Consider the following 13,027-nt stretch of genomic DNA (forward strand, 5'->3'; position numbering starts at 1 on the left):
GCCGGCAACCCGGCCATGCTCGCCGAGTCGATGCACAACGACCTGCATGCGCCCGCACTGCAGCTCGCCCCCGGCCTCGCCACGGTGCTCGAGCTCGGCGAGGCCAACGGCGCCCTGGCGGGCATCCTCTCCGGCTCCGGCCCCACCGTGGCGTTCCTGGTGCCAGACCTCGACGCCAGCCTGGAACTGCAGGTGGCCCTGAGCGCTGCCCGCCTCCGGGTGCTGCGAGCCACCGGCCCGGTGCACGGCGCCCGCATCATCCACCCCTAGCCGCGGGCCGCGCGGTTCCGGCTCCCAGCTCCGACGGCTAGGCTCGAACCCTATGGCACATTTGCTCGGGGCCGAGTCCCTGCACCTTGAATTTCCCACCCGCGTGATCTTCGACAGCGTCACCGCCGGACTGAACGAGGGCGACCGCATTGGCATCGTCGGCCGCAACGGCGACGGCAAGTCCACCCTCCTGCGCCTGCTCGCCGGCCGCATGGAGCCCGACTCAGGCCGGGTGACCCGCCGCCGCGGCGTCACCATCGGCGTGCTCGACCAGTCCGACGACCTCGTCAACGGCCAGACCGTCGGCCACACCATCGTCGGTGGCATCGACGAGCACGTCTGGGCCGGCGACGCCAAGGTGCGCGACGTCATCGCGGGCCTCGTGCGCGACATCCCCTGGGACACCCTCGTCGACGACCTCTCCGGTGGCCAGCGCCGCCGGGTGGCGCTCGCGCAGGTGCTCATCGGCGACCACGACGTGGTCTTCCTCGATGAGCCCACCAACCACCTCGACGTGGAGGGCATCGCCTGGCTCGCCGGTCACCTCAAGAACCGCTGGGCTCAGAACTCCGGCGGCCTCGTGGTCGTCACCCACGACCGGTGGTTCCTGGACGAGGTCTGCAACATGACCTGGGAGGTGCACGACCGCCTGATCGAACCGTTCGAGGGCGGCTACGCCGCCTACATCCTGCAGCGCGTCGAGCGCGACCGGATGAGCGCCGTGATGGAGGGTAAGCGCCAGAACCTGATGAAGAAGGAACTGGCGTGGCTGCGCCGGGGTGCCCCCGCCCGCACCGCCAAGCCCAAGTTCCGCATCGACGCGGCCAACGAACTGATCGAGAACGAGCCGCCGCCCCGCGACACCGTCTCCATGCAGTCGATGGCCATGCAGCGCCTCGGCAAGGATGTCGTCGACCTCGTCGACGTCTCCGTCACCTTCGGCGAGAAGACCGTGCTCAACAACATCACCTGGCTGATCGCGCCGGGGGAGCGCACCGGCATCCTCGGTGTCAACGGCGCCGGCAAGTCGACCCTGCTCAACCTGGTCGCCGGCACCCTCACGCCCGACACCGGCAAGGTCAAGCGCGGCAAGACCATCAAGGTCGCCGTGCTCACCCAGCAGCTGTTCGAGCTCGACGACATCCGCAACGACCGGGTCAGCGACGTCATCGCCCGCCAGCGCACCTCGTACATGGCCGGCGGCAAGGAGATCACGCCCGGCCAGATGCTCGAGCGCATGGGCTTCATGAGCGCGCAGCTCTCCACCCAGGTCAAGGACCTCTCCGGTGGCCAGAAGCGTCGCCTGCAGCTGCTGCTGATCGTGCTGGACGAGCCGAACGTGCTCATCCTCGACGAGCCCACCAACGACCTGGACACCGACATGCTCGCGGCCATGGAGGACCTGCTCGACTCCTTCCCGGGTACGCTGCTCGTGGTCTCGCACGACCGGTACCTGATCGAGCGGGTCACCGACAACCAGTACGCGGTCTCCGACGGCGGCTTCCACCACCTGCCGGGTGGCGTCGACCAGTACCTGGAGCTGCGTAAGCGCCAGGTCGCCGGCGGCTCGTTCACGGCGGATGCCGCCTCGCCGACGTCCGCCTCCGTCAAAGGTTCAGGCAAGCCGGCACTCGGCGGCGCCGAGCTGCGGAACGCCCAGAAGGAGCTCGCCTCCATCGACCGCAAGGTCGCCAAGCAGCAGGCGAAGATCAAGGACCTGCACAACTCGCTCGCGTCGCACGACCAGAGCGACTACACCGGCTTGGGCAAACTCCAGGCCGAGGTCATCGCGGCCGAGGACGCCGTTGCGGGCTTCGAAACCCGTTGGGTGGAACTGTCGGTGCTGCTCGAGAAGTGAGTCACTTGTTTCACCCGGGGGCCGACGCCCTCGACCGAACGCCGCTCTGGTCGCAGATCCTGTGACGAGGCGGCGTTCGTCGCAGAACCTGTGACGTTCTGTGACCTGGTGGCCCACGAGCCGTGCGAGCTGCGGCTACCGTAGAGGAGTGCCACGCGACGCTGCAGCACAGACTCCCGCGCGCACAGCCTCCGCGGTGTTTCCTGTGCCTGAAACGAATGTGTCGACAGTGGCGCGATCCGCCTGCACCAGGCGGATCCACACAGCGATCGAAACGTGGAGAACAGCGTGAAGAACAACAACGTGAAGAAGGGCGTCCTGTCCGCCCTGGCCATCGGAGCCAGTCTGACCCTGCTCGCCGGTTGTGCCGGCGGGGCCGGTGAATCCGGTGGCGGTGACGAGACCGTGAAGATCGGCGTCGTCGGGGCCAGCGACCCGTACTGGGCCGACTACACCGAAGCAGCGGCCGAAGAGGGCATCAGCATCGAGGTCGTGGACTTCGCCGAGTACACCCAGCCCAACCCGGCCCTCACCAACGGTGATATCGACATCAACCAGTTCCAGCACCTGGTCTACCTCGCCGACTACAACGTCTCCAGCGGAGAAGACCTCACGCCCATCGGCGCGACGGCGATCTACCCGCTCGGCCTGTATTCCACCAAGGTGACCGACATCGCCGACCTCGGCAAGGGCGACACTGTCGCCATCCCGAACGACGCGAGCAACCTGGCCCGTGCCCTCCTGGTGCTCGAAAGCGCCGACCTGGTGACCCTGAAGGACGGTGGCTCGATCTTCAGCACCCTCGACGACGTCGACACCGACAAGTCCAAGGTCACCGTCACCGCCCTCGAGGCCTCGCTGACCGCGACGTCGCTGCCCGACGTCGACGCCGCGATCATCAACAACGACTTCGTCGAGAAGGCCGGCCTGAAGTTCGAAGACGCCCTGATCAAGGACGACCCCTCCGACGAGTCCGCGCTGCCGTACGTGAACGTCTTCGCCACCCGCGCCGAGGATGCTGACAACGAGACCTACGCCAAGCTGGTCGAGATCTTCCAGACCACCAAGGCCGTCACCGACGGTGTGCTCGAAGTCTCCGGCGGATCCGCCGAGCTGGCCACCACGCCGGCGGCCGACCTGCAGGAAGCCCTGGCCACGGTCGAGGAAGACACCGCAGCACAGAAGTAGGCAGTACTCCGGCCGGTCGGTCCGCTCGTGCGGGCCGGCCGGCCTTTCCCCGTTTCAACCGAAGGATCGTGCATGTCCTCTCCCACCCCACTCGTCGAACTGAGAAACGTCAGCAAGGTGTACCCGGCCACCGTCAAGGGCGCGCCGGATGTGACAGCAATCGACGACGTCAGTCTCACGGTCGACGCCGGTGACGTCTACGGCATCATCGGATACTCCGGGGCGGGCAAGAGCACCCTGGTGCGTCTGGTGAACGTGCTCGAACGCTCCACCGCCGGGCAGATCCTCATCAACGGACATGACGTCGCCGGGCTGCCCGAACGCGAGCTGCGGCCCGTGCGACTGGGGATCGGCATGATCTTCCAGCAGTTCAACCTCCTGAACTCCCGCACCGTGGCCCGGAACGTGGCCTACCCGCTCGAAGTGGCCGGCCGGGACAAGTCCGCCCGCGCCGCCCGGGTCGCCGAGATGCTCGACTTCGTGGGCCTGGCCGACAAGGCCGGCGCCTACCCCGACCAGCTCTCCGGCGGGCAGAAGCAGCGGGTGGGCATCGCCCGCGCGCTGGCCACCTCACCCGCCTTGCTGCTGGCCGACGAGGCAACCAGTGCGCTCGACCCCGAGACCACCCACGAGGTCCTCGAGCTGCTCGGCCGGGTCAACCGCGAGTTCGGGGTGACGATCATCGTCATCACCCACGAAATGGACGTCATCCAGACCCTGGCGACGAAGGTCGCCGTGATGGACCAGGGCCGGGTGATCGAACGCGGCGATGTGTTCGACGTGTTCTCGAACCCCGTGCAGGCCGCCTCCGCACGTTTCGTCTCCACCGTCGTGAAGGGGGTGCCCTCCGCACCGGAACTGGCCGTGCTGCGCGCCCGTCACACCGGCCGGATCGTGACCCTCGCCTTCCGCGACGACACCGTCGACCAGACCAGGGTCTTCGGCGAGTTCTCCAGGGACGGGGTCGCCTTCCAGGTCGTCTACGGCGGCATCAACGAAATCCAGGGCCGTCCGTTCGGCCACCTCACCCTCGCGTTGACCGGAGAGGACGCGACCATTGACGCCGCGCTCGACCGGGTCCGTGCGGTCACGACCGTCACCGAGGTGCGCTGATGTTCGACTCCCTCATCGACCTGCTGCCCGAATTCTGGAAGGCAGCCTTCGAGACCCTCTACATCGTCGGCCTCACCCTGTTCTTCGGCGGGTTCGGGGGTCTGATCGTCGGCCTCGGCCTGTACCTCACCCGCGCGGGCAGCATCCTGGCCAACCGGGGCGTCTTCGGGGTGCTCAACGTGCTCGTCAACACGATCCGGCCCATCCCGTTCATCATCTTCCTCGCGGCCGTGCAACCGCTCACCCGCGCCGTGGTGGGCACCGGGATCGGCAACAACGCGATGATCTTCACGATCGCCCTCGCGGCGATGTTCGCGATGGCGCGCATCGTGGAACAGAACCTGCTCACCGTGACACCCGGTGTGATCGAGGCGGCCCGAAGCGTGGGAGCCGGGCCGGTGCGGATCATCTTCACGGTGCTGCTGCCCGAGGCGCTCGGCCCGCTGATCCTCGGCTTCACCTTCATCTTCGTGGCACTGGTGGACATGTCGGCCGTGGCCGGCTACGTCGGCGGCGGCGGGCTGGGCGCGTTCGCCCTGCTCTATGGCTGGCGGCAGTTCGACCCGGTCGTCACCTGGGCGGCAGTGGTGCTGATCATCGTCTTCGTGCAGCTGGTGCAGTTTCTCGGCAACTGGCTGGCCCGCAAGGCCCTCAGGCGCTAGTCGAAGTCCAGGCTGAGCTTCCGCAGCAGCGCCGAGAGACGCTCCTGGTCGGCGGGGGAGAGGCTCTCCAGCAGGGCGGCCTCGGCGTCGACCAGGCGGGTGATCGCGGCATCCACCCGCGTGAGGCCGCCCGCGGTCATGCCCACGAAGATGCCGCGGCCGTCGTTGGGGTCGGTGCGGCGGGTGACCAGGCCGCGATCGACGAGCCGGTCGATCCGGTTGGTCATCGTGCCGCTGGAGACCAGGGTCTGCTGCAGCAGCAGCTTGGGACTGAGCTCGTACGGCGCGCCCGCGCGGCGAAGGGCCGACAGCACGTCGAACTCCCAGGAGTCCAGTTCGGAGCGGGAGAACGCGGTACGCCGGGCCCGGTCCAGGTGCTTGCTCAGCCGGGCCACCCGGGAGAACACCTGCAGGGGAGTGAAATCCAGGTCCGGGCGCTCGCGAAGCCAGGCATCAACGATCCGGTCGACTTCGTCATGGGCGGGCATCCCATCATTATCCGGCTTCGCCGAGCCCCCGGTGGGCCGATGACGCCCGGAGTCCCGCACATCTGGCAGACTTGACTGCGTTGCCCGGCCTCACGCCGACGCAATCCGCCGTGGTGTAATGGCAGCACGACAGCCTTTGGAGCTGTTAGGTCTAGGTTCGAGTCCTGGCGGCGGAGCTCATGTGTGAGCACACGGGGTGTGAAAACACCCCGTGTGTGACAACACCGTTGAGAGGAAACCAGTGACCGATTCCCGTCTCGCCGTCATCGTGCTCGCCGCAGGGCAGGGCACCCGCATGAAGTCCAGCCTGCCCAAGCTCATGCATCCGCTGGCCGGCCTGCCGATCATCAGTCATGTGCTCGCCACCGCCAGGGCCCTGGACGCCGCGCACGTCGTGACCGTGCTGCGGCACGAACGCGAACGCCTCGCCGAACTCGTGGCCCTCGACCTGCCGGAGAGCCTGCTCGTCGACCAGGACGAGATCCCCGGCACGGGCCGCGCGGTCGAGCAGGCCGTGGCGGCGCTGCCCGCCGATTTCGACGGTGACGTGCTCGTGATCAGCGGTGACGTGCCGCTGCTGAACGCCGCGACCCTCACCAATTTCATCGAGGCGCACCGGGAACGGGCCGTGTCCGCGACCGTGCTCTCCGCCTTCCCCGGCGACGTGGCCGGCTACGGGCGGATCATCCGCTCCGAAGACGGCACCTTCGACCGCATCGTGGAGCACAAGGACGCCAGCGACGACGAACGGGCGGTCGACGAGATCAACGCCGGCGTCTATCTCTTCGGCCTCTCGGAGCTGCGCGACCAGCTGGCGCGCCTCACCACCGACAACGTGCAGGGCGAGAAGTACCTCACCGACGTGATCGGGCTGCTCCGCGCCGCCGGGTCAGAGGTGCGCGCCGTTCCCGTGGCGGATGCCTGGCTCGTCGCCGGCATCAATGACCGGGCTCAGCTCAGCGACACCGCGGCCAAGCTCAATGCCGTGATCGTGCGCGGCTGGCAGCTGGCCGGTGTGACCGTGCAGGACCCGGCCACCACCTGGATCGACCTCAAGGCCACCCTTGCGAGCGACGTGACCCTGCTGCCGGGCACCCAGATCCTTGGCTCCACCACCGTCGCCACCGGCGCGATCATCGGCCCGGACACCACCCTGACCGACTGCGAGATCGGCGAGAACGCCGTTGTGAAGCGCACCGACGGCACCCTCGCCGTGATCGGCGACGGCGCCATGGTCGGCCCGTTCGCGTTCCTGCGGCCCGGCACCTGGCTCGGCGCCGACGGCAAGATCGGCACCTTCGTGGAAACCAAGAACGCCGTCATCGGCGAGGGCAGCAAGGTGCCGCACCTCAGCTACGTCGGGGACGCCACCGTCGGTGTGCACTCCAATGTCGGCGCCGGCACGATCTTCGCCAACTACGACGGCGTGAACAAGAACCCGTCCGTGATCGGGTCGCATGTGCGCACCGGGTCGCACAACGTGTTCGTCGCGCCGATTAGAATTGGCGACGGAGCCTACACGGGTGCCGGAACGGTCGTCCGTAAGGACGTTCCCGCCGGGGCGCTCGCGATCAACGTGGCTCCGCAACGCAATATGGTCGGTTGGGTAGAGACCAACCGGCCGGGAACAGATGCGGCGACAGCCGCGTCACAGAGCGGAGACTAGGTGCCTGGAATCAAGAGCAGCGGCGAGAAGAAATTGGTGCTCATCTCGGGGCGAGCGCACCCTCAACTCGCGATCGACATCGCCGCGGAACTTGGTTCGGAGCTGATCCCCACTGACGCACGCACCTTCGCGAACGGCGAGATTTACGCCCGCTTCGACGAGAGCGTGCGCGGGGCCGACGCCTTCGTCATCCAGTCGCACACCAACCCGATCAACGAGTGGCTGATGGAACAGCTCATCATGGTGGATGCGCTCAAGCGCGCGTCGGCCAAGCGGATCACCGTGGTCGCGCCGTTCTACCCGTACGCCCGCCAGGACAAGAAGGGCCGCGGTCGTGAGCCGATCTCCGCCCGCCTCGTCGCCGACCTGTTCAAGGTCGCCGGCGCCGACCGCATCATGTCGGTCGACCTGCACGCCGCGCAGATCCAGGGGTTCTTCGACGGTCCCGTCGACCACCTCTTCGCCATGCCGGTGCTCCTCGAGCACTTCCGGGTCAAGCTCGACCCGGCCACCCTCACGATCGTCTCCCCGGACATGGGCCGCGTGCGCGTCGCCGACATCTGGAGCGACAAGCTCGGCGCCCCGCTGGCCATCATCCACAAGCGCCGCGACCCGCTGGTGCCCAACCAGATCACCGTTCACGAGATCGTCGGTGAGGTCAAGGGCCGCGTCTGCCTGATCGTCGACGACCTGATCGACACCGGCCGCACCATCGTGCAGGCCGCGGAGGCCCTCATGGCCGCCGGCGCCACGGGCGTCGTCGTGGCCGCCACGCATGCCGTGTTCAGCCCGCCCGCACTGGACCTGCTGCAGAACCCGGCCATCCAGGAGGTCGTCGTCACCGACACCCTGCCGATCCCCGAGGACAAGCGCTTCCCCACGCTGACCGTGTTGCCGATCGCGCCGCTGCTGGCGCGCGCCATCCACGAGGTCTTCGACGAGGGATCCGTCACGTCGATGTTCGAGGGCGCCGCCTAAGGCATCCGCCCGTTGTAGTACCAGCCGGTCCCGTTTCGGGGCCGGCTGGTGTGTTGATGCCTCTCGTCAGGAGACGCCGGTGGCCGGCGGCCGGAAGGGACCGGGGATGATCCCCAGCGGTGTGACGAAGGTCTGGCGCTCGTTCTGGTCGATCGCGTAGCACTGCCAGCCGAAGCCGCCGGCGCCGGTCAGTTCGAACCGGGCGTCCAGACCCTCCGAGAGCGGGTAGTACCGCGCCACGGCCTGCGTGCAGGCCCGGACGGCGGTGGCCGAGGCGATGCTCAGGCTGGTCAGGATGCCGGGCACGATCAGGGCCACGAGCCCCAGGAGCACCACGAGGCGCATGAGCAGCACCATCCGCCGGCCGCGGAGCGGCCGGGCGGAGTCATGCGGCTCGTAGCCGGAGAGTTCGGGGTGATCGTTGCTCATGGATGCCATCCAGTAAATCAGACCAGGGGGCCCCGGTGGAGGCCGGACCGGATGCCCGCCGTTCACCTGGCTCGCCTACGCTGGTCGGGTGACTGGTCCGATGGAATCGCAGAACGTGTCCGGCTTGCGGCGGCACCTCGGCACCGGGAGCGCGATCGTGGTGGGCCTGGCCGCGATGATCGGCGCCGGCGTCTTCTACGTCTGGGTGCCGGCGGCGGCCGCGGCCGGCTCGGGCCTCCTCATCGGCTTGCTGATTGCCGGGATCATCGCCTCGCTCAACGCCTTGAGCTCCGCGCAGCTGGCGATGAGCCACCCGGTCTCCGGCGGAGCGTACGCGTTCGGGCGGGCGACGCTCGGGGCCCGGTGGGGGTTCTCGGCCGGCTGGTTGTTCCTGGCCGGCAAAACCGCGTCGGCCGGCGCCATCGCGCTGATCCTGGGCGGCTATGTCTGGCCGGAACAGGCGCGGCCGGTGGCCGTGGTAGCCATCCTCGTGCTCGGCGCCGTGAACCTGGCCGGGATCCGCAGCACCGCCAGGCTCAGCGCCGTGGTGGTGTTCCTGGTGCTCGGCGGCCTGACCGCGCTGGTGATCGTGACAGGCGCCGGTCTCGTCGGCGGGGACCTGCCCGCCATGGTCGGTCCCGGCGGGTGGCTCGATTCCGGCTGGCTGGGCATCCTGCAGTCGGCCGGGCTGCTGTTCTTCGCCTTCGCCGGGTATGCCCGCATGGCCACCCTGGGGGAGGAGGTGCGCGACCCGCGCCGCAGCCTGCCCAGGGCGATCCTGATCGCCCTGGGCCTCGCCCTGGTGATCTACGGCGTGGTGGGCTGGCTCTGCGTCGTCGTGCTCGGACCGGCCACCCTGGCCGCATCCACGTCGCCGCTGGCGGACCTGGTCGGCGGGGCGGAACCGTGGGCCGGCCTGGCCCGGCTGCTGGCTGCTCTGGCCTGCCTGGGCTCGCTGGCAGGCATCCTGGCCGGCCTCAGCCGCACCGGGCTGGCCATGGCCCGGGAGGGCGACCTGCCGGGTGCGCTCAGCCGGATCTCGGCGGTGCGGCGCAGCCCGGTGACGGCCGAGGTGACCATGGGACTCGTCGCGATCCTCGGGGTGCTGGTGCTCGACCCCGCCCAGCTGGTGGGATTCTCGGCCTGCGCGGTGCTCGGGTACTACGCGATCGCGCACCTGGCCGCGCTGCGGCAACCGCCCGAGCAGCGCTGGCTGCCCCGCTGGGTGCAGGTCGCCGGTGTGGCCGGCTGCCTGCTGCTGGCGCTGACCCTGCCCTGGCCCGGCATCATCGCCGCGGCCGCCTGGCTCGCCCTCGGGCTACTGTCCCGGGACCTTCGCCTGCGCCGCTCCCGCCCCGCCGGCCCCTGACCCGCAACTGTTCCCCGTGCGGACAAGTGGTCCCGGCACACCGGGTGCAATTGTCCGCAGGGGGAACAGTTGGAAGCGCGAGGCCGCAGACGCGCTGCCCCTCCACAGCCGCACTCGGCGGCCGGAACCCACCGGGAGCATGCGACGGGGCGTGGGCGAGAGCACTGCTGCCAGTCTCGCCACATGACAGATGACCGGCTGGACCCACGAACGGGCCTGTTTCTCGTGAAAAGCCTCCGGGTGACCGACAGCGACGCTCGGCAGTTCCGCCGATCGTTGGACCGCGGGCAGGGCACCCGGCTGCGTCGTGGCGTCTTCACCACGGCGGACCGTTGGGGAACGCTGGGCAGCCGCGAGCAGTACCTCGACCGGATCCGGGCCGTCGTGGAGACTCGGCGGCACGACCCAGTGATCAGCCACCAGTCCGCGGCCGCGATGTGGGGCATCCCCCTGGCAGCCGACTGGCCGCGCGCCGTGCACGTCCTGGCTGTGCCGTCCGCACGAGTACGCAGTAAAAACGGCGTATTCGTGCACCGCTCCGGGTTCGAGTGGGACGAGGTCGTCGAACTGGATGGTGTACTCGTAACAAACCCGGCGCGAACACTCCTTGACCTGGCCAGGACCGCCAGCTTCGCGGATGCCGTGGTGGCACTCGACCACTGCATGAATCCACGACGGGCAGCTCCGGAGGTGCTCGTCTACACCAGCGAACTGGCGGAGCTACTGGCGACCGGTGTCACGGTTCGGGGCAGCGCCAGGGCGCAGCGCGCGCTGGACTTCGCGCGGCCGAACGCCGACAATCCGGGGGAGTCGCTCAGTCGGGTCGCGATCTTCGAGCTGGGCTTCCCCGACCCCGATCTGCAGTGCCGGCACCGCAACCCGCGCGGTGGCTGGTACTTCACCGATTTCGAGTGGCCCGAGTTCCGGCTCATCGGAGAGCTCGACGGACGCGGAAAATACCTCAAGGAAGAGTTCTTGCGCGGGCGCACGCCCGGCCAGGTCGTGGTCGACGAGAAGGTGCGCGAGGACCACCTCCGGGCGGAGGGGTTCCGGGTGGTGCGTTGGGGCCCGGCCGAGCTATCCGACCGCGCCGCGCTCGACAGGATGCTGAAAGCCGCCGGGCTCCCGGTCATCCGCTGATCGGCCGCCGAAACAACTGTTGCCCGTGCGGACAAGTGGTCCCGGTGTACCGGGCGCAAATGTCCGCACGGGCAACAGTCGCCGGGCGGTGCTGCGGTGGACTAGTGCGAGGAGCCCTCGGTGGCGATCTCCGTGCGGTCGCCGGACCACAGGGTGTGGAAGACGCCGTCCATGTCGACGCGCTTGTAGGTGTGTGCGCCGAAGAAGTCACGCTGGCCCTGGGTGAGGGCGGCGGGCAGGCGGTCGGCACGCAGGCTGTCGTAGTACGCCAGCGACGAGGCGAACACCGGCGCGGGGATGCCGGCGTGGGCGGCGTCGGCGACGACGTTGCGCCAGGAGTCCTGCGCCTTGGCGACGACATCCGTGAAGAACGGGGCGGTGACGAGAGAGACCAGTCCCGGGTTCTCGGTGTAGGCCTCGGTGATGCGGTTGAGGAAGCGGGCGCGGATGATGCAGCCGCCGCGCCAGATCTTCGCGATCTCGCCCTTCTTGATGTCCCAGTTGTACTGCTCGGCGCCGGCGACGATGGCGTCGAAGCCCTGCGAGTAGGCGATCACCTTGGACGCGTAGAGAGCCTGACGGACACCCTCGATGAAGCCGTCCACGTCTTCGACCGGGTTGGCGGTGGGGCCGGGAAGCGCGGCGGCGGCGGCGCGCTGTGCGGGCTTGGAGGAGACGGAGCGGGCGAACACGGCCTCGGCGATGCCGGAGACTGGGATGCCGAGGTCCAGCGCGGTCTGCACGGTCCAGACGCCGGTGCCCTTGCTGCCGGCCTCGTCCAGGATGACGTCGACAAGCGGCTTGCCGGTCTTCGCGTCGACCTGCTTGAGGACCTCCGCGGTGATCTCGATGAGGTAGCTCTCGAGGTCGCCCTTGTTCCACTCGGTGAAGATCTCGGAGATCTCGGCCGGGGTCTTGCCGGTTCCGCGGCGGATGAGGTCGTACGCCTCGCCGATGAGCTGCATGTCGGCGTATTCGATGCCGTTGTGGATCATCTTGACGAAGTGGCCGGCCCCGTCGGTGCCGACGTGGGTGACGCAGGGCGCACCGTCGACGACCGCGGCGATGGATTCGAGGATCGGGCCGAGGGTGACGTACGCCTCGGCGGAACCGCCGGGCATGATGCTCGGCCCCTTGAGGGCGCCTTCTTCGCCACCGGAGATGCCGGCGCCGACGAAGTTGATGCCGGTCTCGCGGACGGCCTTCTCGCGGCGCAGGGTGTCGGTGAACAGCGCGTTGCCGCCGTCGACGATGATGTCGCCGGGCTCGAAGAGCTCGGTCAGCTGGCTGATCACGGCGTCGGTGCCCGCGCCGGCCTGCACCATGATGATGGCGGTGCGGGGGGTCTTCAGCGACGCGACGAATTCCTCGATGCTCTCGGAGGCCACGAAGCCGGCCTCGGGGTGCTCATCGATGAGCAGCCGGGTGCGTTCGGGCGAACGGTTGTAGACGGCGACGGTGTTGCCTTCACGGCTGGCGAGGTTGCGGGCGAGGTTGGAGCCCATCACCGCCATGCCGATAACGCCGATGTTTGCCTTTGCCTGCGGTGAATCCATGGTGAATAGTCTCCTGTACGCCTACGTGATGAGGAACGAAACCAAGGGCTCGCCTCCCGGGAAGAGACTCGGGAGACGCAACGACTGGTGGTGCGCCGCGAACGGCCGGACCGTTGTCCACGCTAGCAAACGAACATGCGCACAAGCGGGTGTGCGCACTCCTCATTCCGCCGCCGTGATGCGCGGTTCCGCCTGACTCGACGCCGACGCTCGCCAACGAGGGGGACACACCTGCGGACACACGTGCGGACACCCCCCGGCCGGACGCACCCCCGGACTCCCCGCCGACCGACCCCCGGACTCGCTCCGA

The 13,027-nt window shown here is 68.7% G+C and carries 11 protein-coding genes, 1 tRNA gene and 1 pseudogene; 10 read left to right on the forward strand and 3 right to left on the reverse strand.

Annotated elements, in window-relative coordinates:
- From JWP54_RS09675 to JWP54_RS09695, 5 genes and pseudogenes are all read left to right on the forward strand, one after another.
- Positions 1-270 (forward strand): annotated as a pseudogene (locus tag JWP54_RS09675) (4-(cytidine 5'-diphospho)-2-C-methyl-D-erythritol kinase); the annotation flags it as partial.
- 52 nt (positions 271-322) lie between these two features.
- Positions 323-2,128 carry an ABC-F family ATP-binding cassette domain-containing protein gene (locus tag JWP54_RS09680; protein ID WP_297371026.1) on the forward strand — a complete coding sequence of 602 codons (1,806 nt, stop codon included), beginning with the start codon at positions 323-325 and terminating at the stop codon, positions 2,126-2,128.
- Positions 2,129-2,461: 333 nt separating this feature from the next.
- Entirely contained in the window at positions 2,462-3,316 is an 855-nt protein-coding gene (locus JWP54_RS09685; protein ID WP_297371060.1) for a MetQ/NlpA family ABC transporter substrate-binding protein, read from the forward strand.
- A 72-nt stretch (positions 3,317-3,388) separates the two neighbouring features.
- On the forward strand, positions 3,389-4,429 hold the full coding sequence (locus JWP54_RS09690; protein WP_297371029.1) for a methionine ABC transporter ATP-binding protein: 1,041 nt from the start codon (positions 3,389-3,391) through the stop codon (positions 4,427-4,429).
- Positions 4,429-5,091: a methionine ABC transporter permease gene (locus tag JWP54_RS09695; RefSeq protein ID WP_297371032.1), complete on the forward strand. Its 663-nt coding sequence runs from the start codon at positions 4,429-4,431 to the stop codon at positions 5,089-5,091. The genes JWP54_RS09690 and JWP54_RS09695 overlap by 1 nt, the downstream gene beginning before the upstream one ends.
- Here the strand turns inward: JWP54_RS09695 and JWP54_RS09700 are convergent.
- A complete protein-coding gene (locus JWP54_RS09700; RefSeq protein WP_297371035.1) occupies positions 5,088-5,579 on the reverse strand; it encodes a MarR family transcriptional regulator in 492 nt (163 codons plus the stop codon). The two genes, JWP54_RS09695 and JWP54_RS09700, sit on opposite strands and share 4 nt — an antisense overlap.
- A 104-nt stretch (positions 5,580-5,683) precedes the next feature.
- On the opposite strand from JWP54_RS09700, the gene JWP54_RS09705 reads away from it, so the two are divergent.
- From JWP54_RS09705 to JWP54_RS09715, 3 genes are all read left to right on the forward strand, one after another.
- A tRNA-Gln gene (locus JWP54_RS09705) sits at positions 5,684-5,755 on the forward strand.
- Positions 5,756-5,820: 65 nt separating this feature from the next.
- A complete protein-coding gene (gene glmU, locus JWP54_RS09710) occupies positions 5,821-7,245 on the forward strand; it encodes a bifunctional UDP-N-acetylglucosamine diphosphorylase/glucosamine-1-phosphate N-acetyltransferase GlmU (RefSeq protein WP_297371039.1) in 1,425 nt (474 codons plus the stop codon).
- Entirely contained in the window at positions 7,246-8,223 is a 978-nt protein-coding gene (locus JWP54_RS09715) for a ribose-phosphate diphosphokinase (protein ID WP_297371042.1), read from the forward strand.
- 66 nt (positions 8,224-8,289) lie between these two features.
- On the opposite strand, the gene JWP54_RS09720 is transcribed toward JWP54_RS09715, so the two are convergent.
- Complete coding sequence (locus tag JWP54_RS09720) at positions 8,290-8,652, reverse strand: hypothetical protein (protein ID WP_297371047.1); 363 nt, start codon at positions 8,650-8,652, stop codon at positions 8,290-8,292.
- A gap of 88 nt (positions 8,653-8,740) precedes the next feature.
- Here JWP54_RS09720 and JWP54_RS09725 point away from each other — a divergent pair, with 88 nt between their 5' ends.
- Entirely contained in the window at positions 8,741-10,021 is a 1,281-nt protein-coding gene (locus JWP54_RS09725) for an APC family permease (RefSeq protein WP_297371051.1), read from the forward strand.
- 183 nt (positions 10,022-10,204) lie between these two features.
- Positions 10,205-11,161 (forward strand): hypothetical protein, encoded by a 957-nt coding sequence (locus JWP54_RS09730; RefSeq protein ID WP_297371054.1) that lies wholly within the window; start codon positions 10,205-10,207, stop codon positions 11,159-11,161.
- Between the two features lie 101 nt (positions 11,162-11,262).
- On the opposite strand, the gene gndA is transcribed toward JWP54_RS09730, so the two are convergent.
- Positions 11,263-12,717, reverse strand: coding sequence for an NADP-dependent phosphogluconate dehydrogenase (gndA, locus tag JWP54_RS09735; RefSeq protein ID WP_297371057.1), 1,455 nt, complete (start codon positions 12,715-12,717; stop codon positions 11,263-11,265).
- Positions 12,718-13,027 lie beyond the last annotated feature (310 nt).

Source organism: Cryobacterium sp. (assembly GCF_025463825.1).
In the GTDB taxonomy this organism is placed as follows: Bacteria; Actinomycetota; Actinomycetes; order Actinomycetales; family Microbacteriaceae; genus Cryobacterium.

What these genes read in the sequence shown, in the direction of transcription:
- JWP54_RS09700 (WP_297371035.1), bottom strand. Translation starts at nt 5,579, where the DNA reads ATGCCCGCCCATGACGAAGTCGACCGGATCGTTGATGCCTGGCTTCGC.
- JWP54_RS09690 (WP_297371029.1), top strand. Translation starts at nt 3,389, where the DNA reads ATGTCCTCTCCCACCCCACTCGTCGAACTGAGAAACGTCAGCAAGGTG.
- gndA (WP_297371057.1), bottom strand. Translation starts at nt 12,717, where the DNA reads ATGGATTCACCGCAGGCAAAGGCAAACATCGGCGTTATCGGCATGGCG.
- JWP54_RS09680 (WP_297371026.1), top strand. Translation starts at nt 323, where the DNA reads ATGGCACATTTGCTCGGGGCCGAGTCCCTGCACCTTGAATTTCCCACC.
- JWP54_RS09730 (WP_297371054.1), top strand. Translation starts at nt 10,205, where the DNA reads ATGACAGATGACCGGCTGGACCCACGAACGGGCCTGTTTCTCGTGAAA.
- JWP54_RS09695 (WP_297371032.1), top strand. Translation starts at nt 4,429, where the DNA reads ATGTTCGACTCCCTCATCGACCTGCTGCCCGAATTCTGGAAGGCAGCC.
- JWP54_RS09720 (WP_297371047.1), bottom strand. Translation starts at nt 8,652, where the DNA reads ATGAGCAACGATCACCCCGAACTCTCCGGCTACGAGCCGCATGACTCC.